14 protein-coding genes and 1 other RNA gene are annotated in these 20,645 nt (G+C 48.6%); 13 read left to right on the top strand and 2 right to left on the bottom strand.

Annotated elements, in window-relative coordinates; translation table 11 throughout:
- Both pfkA and M3650_RS17770 read left to right on the top strand, forming a co-directional pair.
- Positions 1 to 972, top strand: coding sequence for a 6-phosphofructokinase (gene pfkA, locus M3650_RS17775; RefSeq protein WP_019424267.1), 972 nt, complete (start codon positions 1 to 3; stop codon positions 970 to 972).
- Between the two features lie 1,422 nt (positions 973 to 2,394).
- Positions 2,395 to 6,021: a glycosyl hydrolase family 18 protein gene (locus M3650_RS17770; protein ID WP_251576753.1), complete on the top strand. Its 3,627-nt coding sequence runs from the start codon at positions 2,395 to 2,397 to the stop codon at positions 6,019 to 6,021.
- A gap of 129 nt (positions 6,022 to 6,150) precedes the next feature.
- Here M3650_RS17770 and M3650_RS17765 read toward each other — a convergent pair whose 3' ends face one another.
- Positions 6,151 to 6,534 carry a DUF3899 domain-containing protein gene (locus tag M3650_RS17765; RefSeq protein ID WP_251576752.1) on the bottom strand — a complete coding sequence of 128 codons (384 nt, stop codon included), beginning with the start codon at positions 6,532 to 6,534 and terminating at the stop codon, positions 6,151 to 6,153.
- A gap of 477 nt (positions 6,535 to 7,011) precedes the next feature.
- Between M3650_RS17765 and M3650_RS17760 the strand changes: the two genes are divergently transcribed.
- From M3650_RS17760 to M3650_RS17725, 8 genes are all read left to right on the top strand, one after another.
- Complete coding sequence (locus M3650_RS17760; protein WP_251576750.1) at positions 7,012 to 8,787, top strand: peptide ABC transporter substrate-binding protein; 1,776 nt, start codon at positions 7,012 to 7,014, stop codon at positions 8,785 to 8,787.
- 72 nt (positions 8,788 to 8,859) lie between these two features.
- Positions 8,860 to 9,807, top strand: coding sequence for an ABC transporter permease (locus tag M3650_RS17755; RefSeq protein ID WP_251576748.1), 948 nt, complete (start codon positions 8,860 to 8,862; stop codon positions 9,805 to 9,807).
- The gene (locus tag M3650_RS17750) at positions 9,807 to 10,940 is read left to right on the top strand and encodes an ABC transporter permease (RefSeq protein ID WP_233697628.1); all 1,134 of its coding nucleotides are present in this window, start codon (positions 9,807 to 9,809) and stop codon (positions 10,938 to 10,940) included. Before M3650_RS17755 ends, M3650_RS17750 begins: the two co-directional genes overlap by 1 nt.
- 18 nt (positions 10,941 to 10,958) lie before the next feature.
- Positions 10,959 to 12,008 (top strand): ABC transporter ATP-binding protein, encoded by a 1,050-nt coding sequence (locus M3650_RS17745; protein ID WP_019424273.1) that lies wholly within the window; start codon positions 10,959 to 10,961, stop codon positions 12,006 to 12,008.
- 1 nt (position 12,009) lies between these two features.
- The gene (locus M3650_RS17740; RefSeq protein ID WP_251576746.1) at positions 12,010 to 12,963 is read left to right on the top strand and encodes an ABC transporter ATP-binding protein; all 954 of its coding nucleotides are present in this window, start codon (positions 12,010 to 12,012) and stop codon (positions 12,961 to 12,963) included.
- 978 nt (positions 12,964 to 13,941) lie between these two features.
- Positions 13,942 to 15,360 carry a sulfatase family protein gene (locus M3650_RS17735; RefSeq protein ID WP_251576744.1) on the top strand — a complete coding sequence of 473 codons (1,419 nt, stop codon included), beginning with the start codon at positions 13,942 to 13,944 and terminating at the stop codon, positions 15,358 to 15,360.
- 109 nt (positions 15,361 to 15,469) lie between these two features.
- Positions 15,470 to 15,700, top strand: a complete 231-nt coding sequence (locus M3650_RS17730) for a DUF3906 family protein (protein WP_019424276.1) — start codon at positions 15,470 to 15,472, stop codon at positions 15,698 to 15,700.
- 17 nt (positions 15,701 to 15,717) lie between these two features.
- The gene (locus tag M3650_RS17725; protein ID WP_233697623.1) at positions 15,718 to 16,257 is read left to right on the top strand and encodes an NADPH-dependent FMN reductase; all 540 of its coding nucleotides are present in this window, start codon (positions 15,718 to 15,720) and stop codon (positions 16,255 to 16,257) included.
- A gap of 144 nt (positions 16,258 to 16,401) precedes the next feature.
- Here M3650_RS17725 and M3650_RS17720 read toward each other — a convergent pair whose 3' ends face one another.
- A complete protein-coding gene (locus tag M3650_RS17720) occupies positions 16,402 to 17,229 on the bottom strand; it encodes a YitT family protein (RefSeq protein WP_251576742.1) in 828 nt (275 codons plus the stop codon).
- A gap of 271 nt (positions 17,230 to 17,500) precedes the next feature.
- On the opposite strand from M3650_RS17720, the gene cshA reads away from it, so the two are divergent.
- From cshA to ssrS, 3 genes are all read left to right on the top strand, one after another.
- Entirely contained in the window at positions 17,501 to 19,099 is a 1,599-nt protein-coding gene (gene cshA, locus M3650_RS17715) for a degradosome RNA helicase CshA (protein WP_251576740.1), read from the top strand.
- A gap of 280 nt (positions 19,100 to 19,379) precedes the next feature.
- Entirely contained in the window at positions 19,380 to 20,204 is an 825-nt protein-coding gene (locus M3650_RS17710; protein ID WP_251576738.1) for a YesL family protein, read from the top strand.
- A 196-nt stretch (positions 20,205 to 20,400) separates the two neighbouring features.
- Positions 20,401 to 20,583: non-coding RNA, 6S RNA (gene ssrS / locus M3650_RS17705), on the top strand.
- Positions 20,584 to 20,645: the final 62 nt, after the last annotated feature.

The following is a 20,645-nucleotide window of genomic DNA, read 5'->3' as shown; positions in this document are numbered from 1 at the left end:
ATGACTGCTGTAAAAAAGATTGCCGTATTGACAAGCGGCGGAGACTCTCAAGGAATGAATGCTGCTATCCGTGCGGTGGTTCGCACGGCACTGTACAATGGAATTGAAGTGTATGGAGTTCAACGCGGTTATCAAGGGCTTATCAATCAAGATATTCGCCCAATGGATATTCGCAGCGTCGGTGATATTATCCAACGCGGCGGAACGATATTGCAATCGGCACGCTGCCAAGAGTTCAGAACGGCGGAAGGCCAGCAAAAAGGCGCGGAAATTTTGCGTGCTCACGGCATCGACGGCCTTATCGTCATCGGTGGAGACGGTTCCTACCAAGGCGCTAACAAATTGAGCAAGCTCGGCATTAAGACAATGGGGCTGCCAGGTACGATTGATAATGATATTTCCTTCACGGACTACACAATCGGCTTCGATACAGCGGTTAGCGTTGTCGTCGATGCGGTCAACAAGCTTCGCGATACGATGAGCTCGCACGAACGCTCTTCCGTCGTGGAAGTGATGGGACGCCATTGCGGCGATATCGCGCTGTATGCCGGGCTGGCAAGCGGTGCGGAGTCGATTCTTGTGCCGGAAGTGGCATTCAGTATCGATGAAGTGGCGCAGCGCATGAAGGAGAACTTCGAATGCGGCAAACGCCACAGCATCGTCATTGTGGCCGAAGGTGTAGGTCGTGGAGAAGATGTCGCGCAAGGCATTATTGAACGCTGCCCGACTGTCGAACCGCGCGTAACGGTTCTCGGACATATTCAACGCGGCGGCGCGCCTACTGCGGTTGACCGCATTTTGGCAAGCCGTCTCGGCGACTTCGCGGTTCGTAAGCTGATGGAAGGCGAGTCTGGCAAAGGCTGCGGTATTATCAAAGGAGAGCTTGTGGCGACGGATATCGATCTGGTCGTCAACACGAAGAAGGAATTCAACATGGGGCTATACGATCTGGCTACCCGCCTCTCTCAGTAAGTGAAGCGGGCTTGCCGGCAACTCGGACAAGCGCTGTGAGAGCCCGGCTGACTGCATGAATGCGGTTGGCCGGGCTTTTGTTGTGTCGTGCAGTGGTAATGATTGGATTCTGCCCAATGATTTGGCGGTTTGGGCGCGATTGCATGTTAATCGATTGGAAATGATCCAGCAGAATCTTGCTTAAACGGCGCTGTACAGTGGGAATCCCGGTTTTGATTGGAAGATTTCCAACGGAAAGGCGATCTTGCCCTGAAACCCTGGCAGAAGACTGTATATTTTCCAATGGAACGAACGGTGACTGAAGTAAGAATCAAGGGACAAGGTATGCTGTTTGTCTGCTTTGCATCAAATGGTATGTTTCCCCCTATCATCCTTTGATTCACTCTCCCAATGATTCAGATACTGCCAGAAAAACGTTGTATAGCAAGCTTAACCTCCGTGACTCCCACATTCTGTACCCGAAGTCGTAACACGAGAGCGGTTACGGGCTTTTTGCTGTGCCGTTATTAGGTGGCGACTGAAGAGAGAAGCAAGAGGCATGAGGAAATGGTCCGCTGTTTGCCTGCATCATCAAATGGTATGTTTCCCCCTATCATCCTTTGCTTTACTCTCCCAATGGTTCAGATACTGCGAAAAAATCGTGTACACGCAAATAATACCCCCGTGGAACCCACATTCTGTACCTGAAAGTAGTTAACATGGAGTGAAGAGAAGAGGAACATCGAGGGTGATAGTGGCCTTGCGCTGGAATGGTGCGCTCGATTTGTATGGTCTCTTTACACCATGATGGTGTACTAGCTCTGGAGTAAATGTCCTTACAGTTATGGTACTTGCTCTGAATGGTGTCTTGCACTGGAAGGTTTGACGGGCGGCAGAAGCCAATGGCAGGCTGGTTCATATCCAGAGGGGATGTCGCTTCCACATAGTGAGATTCAAGTTCCTGGGGAAGAGGCTGAATTGGGATGCCTCAACTCAAAGGCGATCATCAGGTCTCTACGAGGCCCCCCCTCTACCTCTAATTATTTCATTTCAGCATTAATAGGATTGCTTGATAGCCCGGACTGCTACGAAGTTTTTGAATGCTGTGGAGTAATCTCCCCCTCATAGTAAAATGTTATCCCTTTAACAACAGCTTGTATTCTAAGTAAATTAGTTGTGTTATCAACTTTGTTTCAACATTCGGAAACGCTTCTAACCGCAGCCCTCTTCACGCACTCTCCCTTACTTCTCTTATTTGCAGCTTCTATCGTAACGTACGCCTTTTATTTTAAGCGGTTTTCCTTTTACTCTCATTGCAAGGAGGTGATGCCAAGCATCCAATCTCTGTTTTTGCCTGTGCAGCCAGTTCGGCGGCAATCAGCCGACTTATGGTCTGTATTGGTGAACAAGTTATTTTACTTATAGAAGAGGAGGAATTGATGAATGCATTTGCAGATGGCTGTGGTGCGTAAGTTCACTACTATTGCGCTTGCAGTAATGATGTTGTTTACACCGTTTACGGCAATGGATTCGGGAATCGTCAAAGCGGAGGAGGCCGCTGCAGGGGCGGGGTATAAGGTCGTTGGCTACTATCCTTCCTGGGGGGCATACGGCCGCAATTATCAAGTCAGCGATATGGATGTGTCCAAGGTGACGCACGTTAACTATGCGTTCGCGGATATTTGCTGGAATGGAATTCACGGCAACCCAGAGCCGACGGGACCGAATCCGCAAACGTGGACGTGCCAGGATGCGAATGGAACTATAAATGTTCCGAACGGCACTATCGTCCTGGGCGATCCGTGGATCGATGTTCAGAAGAACTATCCCGGCGATACGTGGGATGAGCCAATACGGGGAAACATCAAGCAGTTGAACAAATTAAAGCTAACGAATCCCCACTTGAAAACGATCATTTCAGTTGGCGGCTGGTCATGGTCCAACCGTTTCTCCGACGTGGCGGCGAGTGCGGCTGCGCGTGAGACTTTTGCTAACTCGGCCGTTGATTTCCTGCGAAAATATCAATTCGACGGTGTCGATCTTGATTGGGAGTATCCGGTTGGCGGCGGTTTGAAGGGCAACAGCGCCCGCCCAGAGGACAAACACAATTATACGCTGCTGCTGCAGGCGATCCGCGATAAGCTGGATGCGGCCGGAGCGGTCGATGGCAAAACCTATTTGCTAACGATTGCATCCGGAGCGAGTCCGACATATGCCAACAACACGGAGCTCGGCGAAATCGCCAAAGTCGTCGACTGGATTAACATCATGACGTATGACTTCAACGGCGGCTGGCAAACCATCAGCGCGCATAATTCACCGCTCTACTACGATCCGGCGGCTGCGTCGACAGGTGTCCCGGCAGCAGCCGAGTTCAATATTGAAGCTGGTGTGCAGGGACATATCAATGCTGGCGTTCCAGCTGGGAAAATCGTGCTGGGCACCCCGTTCTACGGCCGCGGCTGGGGCGGATGCGCAAATACGGGCAATGGGCAATATCAGCAATGTGCAGGTGCGCCAAATGTAGGGACATGGGAGAAGGGCGTCTTCGACTATAGCGACTTGGAGAGCAATTATATTAATCGTAACGGTTATACACGCTATTGGAACGACGTTGCCAAAGTCCCTTATTTGTATAATTCTTCGAATGGTATCTTCATTACGTATGATGACGTCGAATCGTTCGGACATAAAACAGCGTTCATCAAGTCGAAGCAGCTGGGCGGCGCCATGTTCTGGGATTACAGCAGCGATCGCAAAAAGGTGCTGCTGAACAAATTGACCAGCGATCTGCAAAGCGGAAACCCAGGTGGCGGCAACGACACGACACCGCCAAGCGCGCCGACGAATGTAATCGTGACCGCAAAAACCGCTACGAGCGTGAGTCTGAGTTGGACGGCATCCACGGATAACGTTGGAGTTACGGGATATACGATAACTTACTCATCCGGCAGCAAGAATACACCGGGCACGACCGCAACCATTACTGGACTGACGTCGGGCACGGCGTATACATTCACCATTACTGCAAGAGATGCGGCCGGCAACGTCTCGCCCGGAACGAGCATACAAGTGACGACCGATTCGGGTGGCGGAACGCCCTGCTCCGCTCCGAGCTGGGGGGAAAACACCGTCTATACGGGCGGGCAGCGCGTATCTTACAGCGGGAAAATATATGAAGCCAAGTGGTGGACCCAGGGCGATCGACCGGATCAAAGCGGCGAGTGGGGTGTATGGAAAGTAATCGGTGATTGCGCCGCTGCTGCCTCTGAAGTTACTGTAGACGATACCGGGGGCGGCAATGCGCCGCCTGCGGCCATTGAACCGACTGAATCGGAATCGGAAGCGGAACAGCATTCCGCTCCGCTTCCGGCAGACAAAAAAATAATCGTCGGCTATTGGCACAACTTCGACAACGGTTCTGGCTTCATCCGCCTGCGTGACGTGTCGCCTAATTTTGACGTTATCAACGTGGCGTTCGCGGAGCCGGCCAACGGGCCAAAAGGCGGCTCAATAGGCTTTACGCCTTACAATTACACGGACTCTGATTTCAAGGCGGACGTGAAATACTTACAGAGCCAAGGCAAAAAAGTAATCATCTCGATTGGCGGGGCGAATGGTCAGGTGCAGTTGGAGACGGATCAGGCGCGCAATAACTTTGTCACATCGATGAAAAGCATTATTTCCACTTACCGCTTTGACGGGTTGGACATCGACTTCGAAGGCCACTCTCTCTATTTGAACCCGGGCGATTCCGATTTCCGTCATCCGACGACACCCGTCATTACCAATCTGATTGCAGCCGTGCGTGACTTGCATAGTCACTTCGGCGATTCGTTCATGGTGACGATGGCTCCGGAAACGTTCTTCGTGCAGGTAGGCTATAGCTTCTACGGCGGGAACGCAACGGGCGCAGATAATCGGGCAGGCGCTTATTTGCCGGTCATTGAGGGATTGCGCGACATACTGGATTGGGTGCAGGTGCAGCATTACAATTCGGGCTCTATTACGGCGCTCGATGATACGTATTATGCAATGGGCGATGCTGATTTTCATGTGGCGATGGTTGATATGGTGCTGACAGGATTCCCGGTGGCGAAAAAACAGGATCGTTTTTTTGCGCCGCTTCGACCGGATCAAATAGTCATCGGACTCCCTGCGAATGTGAATTCAGGCGGCGGATTTACGCCGGTGTCCGAAGTCCATAAGGCGCTTGATTACGCAATGAAGGGACAATCGTTCGGAGGACGCTACAAGCTGCGCAACGCAGCGGGGTATCCTGGATTAAGAGGTTTGATGACTTGGTCCATCAATTGGGACCGCTTCAATAAGTTCGAGTTTTCCGAGAAGCACCGGGCGTATCTGGATGGAACGAAGCCAAACCCGCCAATTCCGCCGGCGCCAGGGCATCTGCGCGCTGCCAAGGTAACGGCGAACAGCGTGTCGCTTGAGTGGGATGCATCGACGAAAGCAGTGACCTACGAGGTGTACAACGGCGGAAGCTATTTGACGTCCGTTCAGCCGACACATCATGTCGTCGCAGAGCTAACTCCAGGCAAGACATATACGTTTACGGTTAAAGCCAAGAATGCAGCAGGTCTTTTGTCGGATTCGAGCAATGCAGTGACGGTCACAACGGCGGCAGATGCTGACAACACGCCTCCAACCGCGCCCTCGCAATTGCAGGTGACGGGGAAATCATCGACCAGCGTGAGCTTGAGCTGGACTGCCTCCACCGATAACGTCGGGGTCGTTGCTTATACCGCAGCGTACGGCTCCAAAAGCGCAAAAGTGACCGTTCCATCTGCGGACATCACGGGATTGAACCCGAATACGGCGTATCATTTCACCGTGACTGCGTATGATGCCGCAGGCAACGTATCGGAAGGCGCGTCCATCGAGGTGACGACGGATGAACAGTCCGGACCGGAAGCTTGGTCAGCAGGAACCGCCTATCAATTGAATGATGAAGTGACCCACAACGGCACAGTGTATAAATGTGTGCAAAGCCATACCTCGCTGCAAGGCTGGGAGCCGCCGAACGTGCCGGCGCTGTGGAAGCTCAAATAGCAGCGCAGCGTAAGCAGGGCGGTCTGATGATACGCGGCCGTCTATAAAAGTCCATAACAAAGTCTCCGGCCCTGCTGATGGCAGCAGGTACTCCGGAGACTTCTATATCGTTATCTCTGCAAAGTTGGATTACATCGAAGCGAATGCCAAAACGCACGAACAGAGCAACAACGGAATCGAGAACAAATAAAATAATTTGTTTGACCATTTACTTTTGCCGAGCTGAGCGGTGTATTCATGCAATTCAATCTTTTTCTGATGATGCTGCTCTGATGTGCCTCCTGCGGCATTGAGGGCGTCATCCTGCTTGTCGGCCTGTCTTTTTCGGTACAGATGGTAGCTTAAAGTCTTGAAAAACCCGATATTTCTCACATAACTGAACAACGCAATAAATAAATAGATAAGTCCGCTAATAAAAAACGAATTCGATAGATTTAGAATAATCGGGGCGTGGCTGTTATAAGCCGTATAAGCAACTGTAAACAAAACGGTAATGAGCAATAGACGTTTCATTTTCCGGCTCCTCTATCGGCACTTGGTTCTCGCTCTATCGATGATGTCACATCTTTAGATTGTCGTGGCGAATAAGCGCTTATTTTTTTGATACATTTCGAATACATTCGCCAAATAGATACAATATTCCTGCCAGACCTCATATTTAGGAATATCCCCCTGCCTGCACACATATTTATATCTTGACTACTATTAGGGACTTTGATAGGATTTTAATAATTGCGTTCCAAATATTCCCTCAAGAGAATACTTCATGAGACTTGCAATGGCTTGTTTTCGACAGTTTTCTCCCACTTCTCAGCTATTGACCTATCATCTCAACTAGACAATTAACATGATGGCTACAGATTGGCATCAACTGACGCATTTTGACGATTATTAACACCTTGTCAATTTATGCGATTGTCCGTATGTTCATTTCCATTGTTACTCACACAAATTTACATAAAATAACAATATTATCAGGAGGGGATATTTATGAAGCAGCCAAAAAAACCGTTCTTGGTTATTTTGGCCATGATGATGGTGCTGACGTTTACCGGTTGCACCAGCGGAAATGGAAATAACGCCAACCAAGAAAGCAAGGAGGACAAGGATAAGGTTGTTACCGAACAAAAGCAGCCTTCGGACAAGCCAACCGTAGTAAGATTTTCGGGGATGTCCGCAGAGACGTTCAACCAACATACGAGTGAAAGCGCTGAAACGTCCATATTACTAGAATATATAAATGGGAATTTGTTAGATCTCATTTACGATGAGACTTCAGATAATATTAAATTTGTAAGCAATCACGCCGTAGATTTGCCAACAACCACCGACAACAAGGTGTGGACCTTTAAATTGAAAGAGGGCCTCAAGTGGACGGATGGCACGCCGATTACGGCGCGAGATTATGAATACTCGTATCAAATGCTGCTCGATCCGAAGCTGACCAACCGAAATGCGTTTGAACTGTTTGACAACATCCCCATTGTAAGCGCTAACAAGTATTTTAAAGGTGAAGCGAAGTGGGAAGAGGTCGGCATTAAAGCGAAAGATGATTTGACGCTAGAGATTGCGTTGGAGACAGAAATGCCGGAAATTGACGTTTACTCCGTCTTTGCGCAAGGCGGCAGCACGTCTCCCATTCATAAGCAGCTGTACGAAGCGGGGATGAAGCCAGACCACAGCGAGACGACCTACGGGACCACGTTGGAGCAGGTTCCCTCAAGTGGCACGTATCGTTTAAGCGAATGGGTTCGTGATCAATACCGCGTGTTCGAGAAAAATCAAGATGCACCGATGAGTGCGGTATATACACCTGACCGCATTGAGAGCAGAGTCGTCTCGGAGAGCTCCACCCGCATGCAGTTGTGGGAGAAGGGCGAAATCGAAAATGTCTCGATAAGCGGGGAGCAATTTGACAAATACGGCGAAGATCCAAGGGTCGTATACACCGAAGCGGAATCCGTGTGGGGATTTTATGTAAATACCGAATCAAAGAAAAATCCTATTTTGGGCAACAACGATCTGCGCAAGGCGCTGTATTACGGGATCGACCGTGACAAAATAACAAAAGGCATTTTTAAAACCTTTAAATCGGCACCGTATTACATTTCGACCATTTGCATGGTCGGTGACTATGCAGATGGACAGAGATACCGCGAAACGGAAGCGGCCAAAGCAAATATTCCACCGGGAACCGGGTATGAGCCGGAGAAGGCCAAGGAATATTTCGAAAAGGCATACCAAGCGAATGGCAACAAAAAGATTACAATTGAGCTCACTTATTTCGACTCGCAGGAAACGATGAAGCGCACGGCGGAAGTGGCAGAAGAACTGTACGAGAACCTGTTCGGTAAAGATAAGCTCGATATTACATTAAGAGCGATGCCGCCTTCGGCAGCCTATGATGCCTATAGAGATGGCAACTTCGAATTGGGCATCGGGGCCATCACGCAGAATGCCTTTAATCCATGGTCAAGCATGAAGGCATGGAGAACAGACTTCCCGAACCGTTCGCACCGCTTCAGCAGCGCCGAATTCGATGAGCTGCAGAAGAGAACGGTGACCGGTGATCTGCTGCTGAAGCCGGAGGAAAGATTAGACGCATTGGTGCAAATGGAAAAAATGCTGCTGGACTACGTTCCGCAAATTCCATTATTCCAAAATAACAACGCGGTGCTGTTTCAAGACCGGATGGATTTAAAAGGGAAAGGGAAGTACTTCCCTGTCGTCAAATTTGCACCGCTGCAAGTGAACATTTTGGAATAATGACAGTCAGAGACCTTGTGCGTGCTTCAGCCGCGCAAGGTCTCCGAATTTGCGAAAAGGAGCTTCAGGCCCATGCTACGATACATATCGCAAAGACTGATTGCCATGGCAATCACCTTATTTTTGATTATTAGCCTGCTTTTCTTTTTGATTCATTCCATGCCTGGCAGCATAGTGAACGATCCGATGCTGCCGATAGACATTAAGGAACGTATTGAAGCGAAGTACCATTTGGATAAGCCGTTAGTCGTGCAGTATGTATATTTTTTAGGGGACTTTCTAACCTTTAATTTCGGTGATTCCATTAAGGTGCAGCCGAAGGTGCCTGTATTCGATATCATCAAGGACAAGCTTCCGATTACGATTCAGCTCAATATTTTAGCGCTTTTATTTACGCTGCCGATAGGGGTCATATGCGGGATTATGGCGGCCTTGAAGAAGAATACCGCGACGGATCACGGGCTCAATATGATGGTTGTTTTGTTTATATCCGTACCCTCCTTCGTTATTGCGGCTTTGCTTCAGTATATCGTGGCGTTCAAGTGGGAGCTGGTTCCGATTTTGCTTTCAGCCGAACAGGCACTGACATGGACGAAATTCAAATCGATGATTTTGCCGATTCTAGCCCTGTCCTTCGGAGAAATCGCGATCGTTACCCGCTATTTGCGTGCCGAATTATGCGAAACGCTGAATTCAGATTATATGCTGTTGGCTAGGACGAAAGGGCTATCACAAATGCAGGCGACGCTGCGGCATGCGATCCGCAACTCTTTCATTCCATTGGCCAACATCTTTATACCGATGATTTTCACGATTTTATCGGGTGCGATCGTCATTGAGAATATATTTAGCGTGCCGGGTCTCGGTTCCTTATCTATTAACGCTATCAATGCTTTGGATCATCCGCTTACGATTGCCGTCATGTTCTTTTATTCCTTAATCGGTCTGATCAGTATTTTAGTCGTCGACTTGTCTTACGGCATCATTGATCCACGGATCCGCATGGGAGGGAAGAAGTGATGAAATTGGAAACGGACAACAACAGGGAGCAGAACCCCTTTGAGTTTGTACAGCGTGAAAAGCAGCTTGCGGACGAGAAGTTCGAAGGGAAGGCCATCGGCTTCTTCAAAGACGCTATGCTGCGATTCCGGAAGAACAATGCGTCCTTCGTCGCCGCCTTCTTCATCGGATTGATTATTTTGATGGCAATTATCGCTCCGTTATTGAGCTCATTTTCGTATCGGGAGCAGCATATTGAATGGGCTTTGCTGCCGCCGCGCGTGCCGGGCATAGAGAAGATCGGAATTTGGGATGGCACGAAAGTGATGGACATTAAGAAGACAAGTCTGGATGAGAAATATAAAGGCAGTATCGTCAAAGTGATGGAAGAATACGACATGGATTACCGCGGCCGGAAAATACCGATGGTGAAAGCCAAAGTCGATATGTATGAATTAAAAGGGGCGAAAGATACTTATTTTTGGATGGGAACGGATGCCCTGGGACGGGATCAATGGACGCGTTTGTGGAAAGGAACGCGCATTTCCTTGTTGATCGGGTTCATGGCTGTAACGATAAACGTGCTGATTGGGGTCACATACGGTTCGATATCTGGATACTATGGCGGAACTGTTGACATGGTAATGCAGCGCATTATCGAAATTTTGAGCGGGGTTCCACCGCTGGTGTTAGTTATCCTATTCGTCATGTATTTGGGCGCGGGCATACTTCCCTTCATATTGGCGATGATTGTTACCGGATGGATAGGCATGAGCCGTATGATCAGGGCCCAGTTCTACAAATACAAAGGGCAGGAATATGTATTGGCATCCAGAACGATGGGGGCCAAAGATCGGTTGCTCATTTTCCGGCACATCTTGCCGAACGCCATTGGACCGATCATTACGCAAGCTACTTTTGCCGTACCGGGAGCCATCTTTATCGAGTCATTTCTCTCTTATTTGGGATTAGGACTTGGCGCGCCTGAGCCTTCGATTGGGGTATTGTTGGCGGAAGGACAGAAGGTGCTGTTGGAGCATCCCCATTTGACGCTATTCCCGGCGATCGTCATCTCGATATTGATGCTGTCGTTTAACTTGTTCGGCAATGGCTTGCGAGATGCCTTCGATCCGACATTACGAGGCCAAGAATAAGAGCGGGGTGGGGGAAAGATGACAACTAACAACGAAGCAATCTTGCAGGTGAACGACTTGCATATTACGTTCAATACGTTCTCCGGAAAGGTGCATGCGGTGCGGGGCGTTCAATTCGATCTGCGCAAAGGGGAAACGTTGGCTATTGTTGGCGAGTCGGGATCGGGGAAATCTGTAACCAACAAAGCAATTGTGGGTATTTTATCTAAAAACGCAAACATTGAACGCGGGAACATCATTTATCGCGGCGCGGATCTGACCCAATATTCGGAGCGCCAGTTTACGCAAATTAGAGGCTCCAAAATTTCAATGATTTTTCAGGATCCGATGTCATCTTTAAACCCGATCATGAAAGTCGGAAAACAAATTATGGAAGCTTTGAGAGTACGCAACATCAGCAAGGCAGAAGCCAGACAAAGAGCGATCGAGTTAATGATTGCGGTCGGTATTCCCGATCCAGAGAAGCGCTTCGAGCAATATCCGTTTCAATTCTCCGGTGGCATGAGACAACGAATAGTCATTGCCATTGCTCTTGCCTGCGATCCGGAAGTGTTAATCTGTGATGAACCAACGACTGCTCTGGATGTGACCATTCAGGCGCAAATCTTGGACTTAATCAAGCAGATTCAGAAGGAACGTGATCTGTCGGTCATTTTCATCACTCATGATCTGGGCGTAGTCGCTAATGTGGCTGACCGGGTGGCTGTTATGTATGCGGGGAAGATCGTAGAATACGGTACGGTGGATGAGATTTTTTACAATCCGAAGCATCCGTATACGTGGAGCTTGTTAGTATCGATGCCTGATCTGGATACGAGCTCTTCAGACGAACTGCTCGTCATTCCGGGCACGCCTCCGAACATGCTGTATCCGCCCAAGGGAGATGCATTTGCGCCGCGCAACCGTTACGCCATGCGAATCGACTACGAGGAGGATCCGCCGATGTACAGAGTGAGCGATACGCATTACGCTGCCACCTGGCTCCTCCATCCGAATGCGCCCAAAGTGGAAATTCCCGACGTGCTGAAGAGGAGAATTGCGCAGCAAACCGAAAGGCTGGTGCGTTGAAATGATAAATTCGACATTACAGCCAGTGTTGGAAGTGAAAAATCTGAAACAGTACTTCTCAAGCGGCCGCGGACGCAGAAAAACGGTAATGAAGGCTGTTGATGATATCAGCTTCACGATCTACAAGGGGGAAACGTTCGGTCTGGTCGGCGAATCCGGCTGCGGCAAAACAACGACCGGCAGAACGATTATCCGGTTGTATGAGCCGACGGACGGGGAGATCTATTTTAACGGAACGCTAATCTCCGGAGAGTTGACCAAAGAAATAAAAAAAGAAGTCACGCGCGGCATGCAAATGATATTCCAGGACCCGATCGCTTCTTTGAATCCGCGCATGACGGTAAAGGAGATTATCGGAGAAGGTCTGAAAATCAACAAGCTATGCAGAAATGAAGAAGAAATGCTCGATATGGTATATGACATATTGGAAACGGTCGGTCTGACAAGAGAGCATGCAGGCCGTTACCCTCATGAATTTTCCGGGGGCCAACGCCAGCGGATCGGCATTGCGCGTGCGTTGATTACGAGCCCGGATTTGGTTATCGCAGATGAGCCGATATCTGCTCTTGACGTATCCATTCAGGCTCAGGTATTGAATTTGCTGAACAGATTGCGGAAGAAGCTGGGGTTAACGATTTTGTTCATTGCGCATGATCTGTCGGTCGTTAAATATTTTTCCGATCGGATCGGCGTGATGTACAACGGGAAAATTGTGGAGCTGGCCAAGGCCGACGAGCTGTACAAACAACCGCTGCACCCATATACGAAGTCGCTGCTGTCCGCAATACCGCTGCCTGACCCGCATCACGAACGGAACCGCAAGCGGATTTACTATAATCCGAAAATTCATAACTACGAGGCAGAGCAGCCTGAATTAGTTCAAATCAGACCTGGACATTTCGTCTATGCATCTCCTACGGAAGTCGAGAAGTACGAGAAAGGCATACCGCTTTAAGTAAACAGAAATACACCCTGTTTCAGATGATGTTGTCTGAAATGGCGGTGTATTTTTTTAAAAATAAGAAAGTATAGATTTTTGGGCACGAAAGCGTTGGTGTATCTCCAATTTATCTTGCGTGTTCCTTTCAACGCTGTCTCGATATGCTCTTTTATCCACTCTCCCATTGCGTCAGATTGCGTAAATAAATGCTTGGTATTAAAGTGATTGACTCATACATGTAATGAATGACTAGAGAGCTGCAGAGAGTGATTCAGATGTGTAATAATTCTTAAGGTACTGCAGAGAGTGATTCAGATGTGTAATAATTCTTAAGGTACTGCAGAGAGTGATTCAGATGTGTAATAATTCTTAAGGTACTGCAGAGAGTGATTCAGATGTGTAATTAATCCTTAAGGAACTGCAGAGAGTGATTCAGCTGTGTAATGAATTCTTAAGGAATTGCAGAAAGTGATTTATATGTGCAATCAATGACCAAGGAAACGGCAATGAGTAATTCAGATTCTGCAATGAATAGTTCAGCAACTGACAGAAGGTAAGGTAATTGGTTATTGGGATGGGAGATTGAATATCTTTTCTTTCTGATGGGTCGAGGTTCACTGGTGTTGCATGAAATTGCAGTGCGAGCGATATTAGGCACCGGAAAGACATATTGCAGATATATTGCGTACCTGAATTGAACATTAGAATTGGATATTGCGCTCATTTTCTGAATAATTGGGATAGTGGACAAAAGGACTTTTTGGTGAAACCTCCTTAGAGGAGAGAGGTTTCACATGATTGTTGGAGCAAGCCAGGGTAGGGAGAGGCATTCGTAATCTGCAGGAGGCGGCATTCTCATTGTTCCGGCAAAAAGCTAAACTATACCCGAGTATATAGTAGCGGATGAGAAACAGGTATATTACAATAGAACAATGAACGGTTGCAAACGATTACAAGAAGAGTCTAAACCTGATTCCTTAGGAGTGGAGCCCAATGACAACAAGAGCTGAGCTGCGAAGACCGAATATTTTGTTTGTTATGTCCGACGACCATGCATCACATGCGATGAGCTGTTATGGCAGCCGCATCAACAATACTCCGAATATCGATCGGATTGCCAATGAAGGCATTCGATTCGATCATTGCTTCTGTACGAATTCGATCTGTTCCCCGAGCCGGGCATCTATTCTGACTGGCCAATACAACCATCTGAATGGGGTCAAATCGATTGATGATCACTTTGACGGGAGGAAGCAGACATTCCCGAAGCTGCTGCAGGCTGATGGATATCAGACGGCTATTATCGGGAAATGGCATTTGGGACATGGCGGCTTTGCCGATCCGACTGGATTTGATTATTGGAGCGTGCTGGATGGTCAAGGAGATTATTTCAACTCTGAGTTTATCGAAGAGGGCGGCAGACAGCGAATTGCAGGTTATGTAACGGATGTGATTGCCGATAAGTCGCTAGAGTGGCTGCGGAAGCGGGACAAGGATCGGCCATTCATGCTGATGTGTCATCACAAAGCGCCGCACCGGCCATGGCAGCCGGACGAGCGTCATAGCCGCATGTACGAAGACGTGGAAATTCCCTATCCGGAAACATTCGATGACGATTACGCAAATCGAGCGCAAGCGGCAGTTCAAGCGAAGATGCGGATCGGCCGGGATATGGTCGTTACCGATACGAAGGGGAGTCCGCCTGAGGGGCTTAGCGATGAGCAAGCGAAGCGTTGGAAGTATCAACGCTATATTAAAGACTATTTGCGGTGTGTCGCTTCGATTGATGACAATGTGGGACGGCTGCTGGACTATTTGGAAGCAGAAGGAATTGCGGAGGATACGATTGTCATCTACACCTCGGATCAAGGGTTTTTCCTGGGCGACCATGGATGGTTCGATAAGCGTTTTATGTATGAGGAATCGCTGCGCATGCCATTCGTAGTGCGGTACCCGCGCGAAATCGCACCGGGAAGCGTGACAGAGTCGATTGCGTTAAACGTAGATTTTGCGCAGACATTTTTGGATTATGCTCACATCGAAGCGCCGGCGGATATGCAAGGCCGTTCGTTGCGGCCTCTGCTGCAGGGCACAACACCGGATGATTGGCGAACCGCGATGTATTACCGTTACTGGATGCATCTCGATGAGCATCATCATGTGTATTCCCATTACGGCATTCGGACAGACCGTTACAAGCTGATATACTATTATGCGCAAGCGCTTGGCACTCCGGGATCGCTTGACGAAAATCGGCCGCCTGAATGGGAGCTGTTTGACCTGAATAAAGACCCTTATGAACTGAAGAACGTATATGGACTTCCAGAATATGAAGCCGTCACTAGCGAACTGAAGGAAGAGCTGCACAGATTGCAAGCGGAGGTGTCGGATCTTCCGGTAGATGAAATATAAGCGAAAAGGCTGCTAAAAGATACGGTTCGGACACGACGCATAAACGCCTTGGTATCTTGACGATTTCTTCCTGTTTTTGTATGATGACCGAAGGGGAGGGATGGTACAGATGTACATATTTCGGTTGGAAGCGTCCATAGAACAAGGTTCGTTCGTGTGTGTTCTCTTAGCGGAGACGGAAGAGCAAGCGTTCATCCATGCGGAAGCGCATTTCGAGCAGACCATGCCCGGCCAAGCGGTGCAGGAACTGACATTATTAGAGAAGAAACGCTGTCAGATCGGCAGCGGATATATCATTCCATCCCGTGACATGAATGAATGCTTTTTAACTGCAACATGATGAAGGGAGAGTGCGTCATGCGAATCGTACTCATTGCAGGCAGCAATCGCAAAGAAGCGACAAGCACGAAGCTTGTTCGTTATATGGCTACACAGTTAGAAGAGAAGGGGCACGAAGCAATCGTTATTGATTTATATCAATTGCAGCTGCCGCTTTATTGTCCGGATTCGAACGAAGATGATGCGAATGTCATTCGACTGAAGGAGAGCGCGTCATCGGCGGATGCAATCGTGCTGGCAACACCGGAATATCACGGAAGTATGTCAGGCGTGCTGAAAAATGCGCTGGATTACTTAAGCTTTGAATACGTCAACAACAAAGTCGTGTTATCGGCAAGCTCAGCGGGAGGAGCCGTTGGCGTCAGCTCCTTAACGCATTTACAAACGATTGTCCGCAATCTGCATGGAATCAACTGTCCGGAGTGGGTGTCTATTGGCGGAGATTTCCGTCAGTTTACGGAAGAAAACCAGCCGCAGCATGCCAATGTCATTCAGCGCGTCAATAAGACGCTTGATTATTTCTTGACACTTGCAGAACAGACACGTCCGTTAACATAGGACAGCGAAGCGAGGACATCGTTTAATGATTTGGTGATTCCGTTCGACAGAAAAGAGCCCGTCCATTTAGAGGACGGGCTCCTTCAAATATCCAACATTTTAGGATAAAGCTTGCGGCTTGATTTCACGAATACATGCAAAAGGTCACATGCTTTTCGGACGGCGGAAATTCCCGATGACGCCTACTGTTTCCACGATATTGACGAAGGCCTTCGGGTCGATTTCCATAATCGTTCGCTTCAGCTCCGACAGCTCGTAGCGCGTCGTGACCGTCATAAGCATGTCCTTTTCGATGTCCGTAAAGGCCCCTCTCGTCTTAATGACCGTAACCCCGTGCGGGAGACAGAGCAGTTTATTTATCAAGGTATCTTTTTCCCGCGTAATAATAAATACGGTCACTTTGTAATGGTTAATATATATGGTGCCGATCACTTTTCCCGTAGTAAAGATGGACACCATGGAGTAAAGCACCAATTCCCACTCTTGAGAAATGTATCCATGCGATACGATGACGACCGCATTAAGAGCAACCAGAATGTTGGAAATGGAAAAATCATGGTAACGAGTCACGATAGAACCAATAATATCAAATCCGCCGGACGAGCCTCCGATGCGCAGGGATATTCCGCTTCCGATTCCGGCAAGCGTTCCACCGAATACCGCCGCAAGCAGCGGTTCATTCGTGACCATCTTCACCGGAACAATGGAAATGAAGCACGTCGTAGCCACGACGCTAATAATGCTGTATACGATAAATCGTTTACCGAGAATGAACCATCCCCAGACGATAATCGGCAGATTAAAAGCGAAATATAAAACCGACGGATTCCATTTTGTTATGTAATTGGTTACGAGCGACAGGCCTGATACTCCACCGCTTAACAAATGGTGCGGCATGAGGAACAGATTGAAAGATACGGCGATGCACGCTGCGCCGATAATTAAAATAAAGGCGTGTAAAATTCGTTTCAAGCAAATTCACCTCAAAACGTAGTATTTGGTCATATCTCTGCTGGTATTCTTTAAGGCGTTTGTGTTATAATATGCTGGATATTCTTGAGTAGGCTATTGCTATCCACGATGTTCATGATAAATCCGCGGAGTTAAGCGTTACAAGTGAGGATCACCTCCGCATTGTATATGAGAAGACGGTCGGCTGAATGTGCCATTCGTCACCATTGTCGCGCTACTTAAGAATACAGACAAGGCTGTGGATTGTCCACAACGAAGGAGTATGAATATATTGAAGACATTTGCAGAATTTGGCTTGGAGACGAAAGTGCTGCAAGCAATTACGGAATTAGGGTTTGAAGAAGCGACTCCGATCCAAGAGAAAGCGATCCCTGTAGCGATGACAGGACGTGACCTTATTGGACAAGCGCAGACGGGTACAGGGAAGACGGCCGCCTTCGGTATTCCGTTGATTCAGAAGATTGACCCTACAGATGAGCGCGTGCTAGCTCTCATCATGACGCCGACACGTGAATTGGCGATTCAAGTTGCCGAGGAAATCGGAAAATTGACTCGATTCAAAGGCGTTCGTTCGCTGCCGATATACGGTGGTCAAGATATCGGAAGACAAATTCGCGCTTTGAAAAAGCACCCTCAAATTATTATCGGAACGCCTGGACGTCTTTTGGATCATATTAACCGGAAGACGATCCGACTGAATGATGTAACAACGGTCGTTCTGGATGAAGCTGATGAAATGCTGGATATGGGCTTCATGGAAGATATCACGTCGATTCTGAGCCTGGTACCAGATGAACGCCAGACAATGCTCTTCTCCGCTACAATGCCACCGAACATTCAGAAGCTTGCTAATCAATTCCTGCGTGAGCCTGAGCATGTATCGGTAATGCCGAAGCAAGTTAGTGCGCCGCTTATCGCTCAAGCATACATCGAAGTGCCTGAACGTGTTAAGTTTGATGCATTAAGCCGTCTTTTGGACATGGAATCTCCTGAGCTTGCTATCGTCTTCGGACGTACGAAGCGTCGGGTTGATGAATTGGCTGAAGCGCTGCAGAAGCGTGGGTATTCTGCTGACGGGCTGCATGGCGACTTATCTCAGAACCAACGCGATAACGTTATGCGCAAATTCCGTGACGGCAGCATTGACGTGCTCGTCGCAACGGACGTAGCAGCGCGCGGCTTGGACGTATCCGGCGTAACGCATGTCATCAACTTTGACTTGCCGCAGGATCCGGAATCATACGTGCACCGTATTGGTCGTACGGGTCGTGCAGGTAAGGAAGGTAGCGCTTGGTCCTTCGTCACTCCGCGTGAGATCGACCACCTGCACTTTATCGAACGCGTCACGCGCCATCGCATTCCTCGCAAGCCGGTGCCAAGCATGGCGGAGGCGATTGAGGGCAAACAGCGCATTATCGCGGAACGCATGCTCGAAGTGCTGCAAGACGGTGATTTGACCGAGTACAAAGGCATTGCGATTCAATTGCTTGAGCAATTCGATTCCGTCCATTTGTTGTCGGCTGCATTTAAGCTGATGACAGGTGAGAAGAAAGATGTTGAAATTTCCTTGACGCCTGAGGATCCGATTCGTGCGAAGCGTCGCAAGCCAGATGTGCGCACAAGCGGGCGCAAGTTGTCTGCACCTTACAATCGTGGCGGACGCTCTGGCGGTTCCGGCGGATCCGGTGGTTCGCGCAGCGGCGGACGCGATAACCGTGGAGGATACGGCGGCAACCGCGACCGTGACAACCGTGGAGGAAGCAGCAGCAGCAGCAACCGTAGTGGTGAATGGCGTGACCGCAGCGGAAGTGGAGATCGTCGTCCGCGCCGCAGCAATGATGAAGGACGCCGCAGCCGCGATAACGAATAGTACAGGTGTACAGGTTTTAGAATAGATGCAACATGTACCTTGACATAAGCCTATTCGACAGAGACAAAGAGACCGCCTGTGGCGGTCTCTTTGCTTCATGAATGAAATACGCCCATGCGCAACCCCCTTAGAACAAGCGTGGATTTATATTAAGGCAACATCAAATGCCATAAGGTGAGCACCTCTTAAACGGTGCCCAGCAGTAAGAAAATAGGCACTGGCATTACATGACCCATTTGTATTATAGTTATAGGACAGGATGCATGAGGGGGAATGACCTTTGGAATTTCGAGGGATAATGGGCGGTTTTTACCGAATTTCGGAATGGATTATGCGATTTTCGGTTACGAACGTGCTGTGGCTGCTCTGTTCGTCTCCGTTTTTCTTTTTTTTATTGATGAAATTGCTTGTTATGCAGCAGAACTTCTTGAACGAATCCATTACGATGAACTGGGCGATGGGGATTGTGGCACCGTTTACACTGTTCCCGGCCACAGCAGCGATGTTCTCCGTTGCGCGGAAATGGGTGATGGGGGAAACGGACGTGAAGCTGCTGAGTACGTTCTTCAAATCATATAAAGAGAACTACAAGCAGGCTATGATCGGCGGTATCTTCTATACGTTCTTGTTCGTCATTATGTATGTAGACTATACCGTATACATGACTCAGTTGAAGTCTTTCCAAGCGATTGGATTCGTCATGCTCGGATTTCTAATCGTGCTGTTCGTATCGTTGTTTAACTTTTTCTCGATGGTGTCGCACTATCATATGAAGACGGTGCAATTGGTGAAGAACAGCATCTTGCTCACGCTTCTCAGACCGCTGCGCATCATTATGACGACGGTTGTAAGCGGAGCTATTTTATATTTCAGCTTGTTCAAATGGCCGTTCCTCATCATTTTCTTCTCAGGAGCCGTTATTGCCTACTATGCGTTCTTTAACTTTTATGCTGTGTTCCAGAAGATGCAGGACCAGCAGGAGCGCGCACAAGAGCAGACGGATGAGGGGGAGGAAGCGGATCCGGATGCGGAAGTGCCATTTGATGAAGTGGATAACGCTCCGGTCAAAGAAAGTGTGGAAGAGAACAGATACACATCCAAGTAAGTGCTCAAAAAGGTCAGTCCGCACCGAGAAGGTTGCAAGAACGCGAAATGTGTTGAACAAATCGTGCGGAGGTACTTGAATTCGTAGCTGGTCCTGTGTTATGATGAGTTCCCAAAGCATACGGACCGTGTCAGGGACGGCTGAATTGGGCTTGAAGCTAGGTTTACTTTTGGATATGAAAACATTATAATAAGAATACATCCTGCGATGTGCGTGTAGGCTTTCGTTGTTTTGAACCAATGGTTGTTTCTTGGGAGTTCAATATCGAAGCACGGCTGACAGGCCCTCTCCGAAGGGAAGTCATAAGTACTTTTGCGGACACCCACCTGCGAGAGCAGGTTCAGAAACATAGAAGCCAAACGGCATAGGCGGGTATACAACAACCGAATCACCTTCAAAGCGTACCTTGGTCCGCCCTGAAGGTGTTTTTCTTTTTCTCTA

It is taken from the genome of Paenibacillus sp. MER TA 81-3 (assembly GCF_023713585.1).
In the GTDB taxonomy this organism is placed as follows: domain Bacteria; phylum Bacillota; class Bacilli; order Paenibacillales; family Paenibacillaceae; genus Paenibacillus_B; species Paenibacillus_B profundus.
This window is presented reverse-complemented; position numbering and strand designations above follow the sequence as displayed.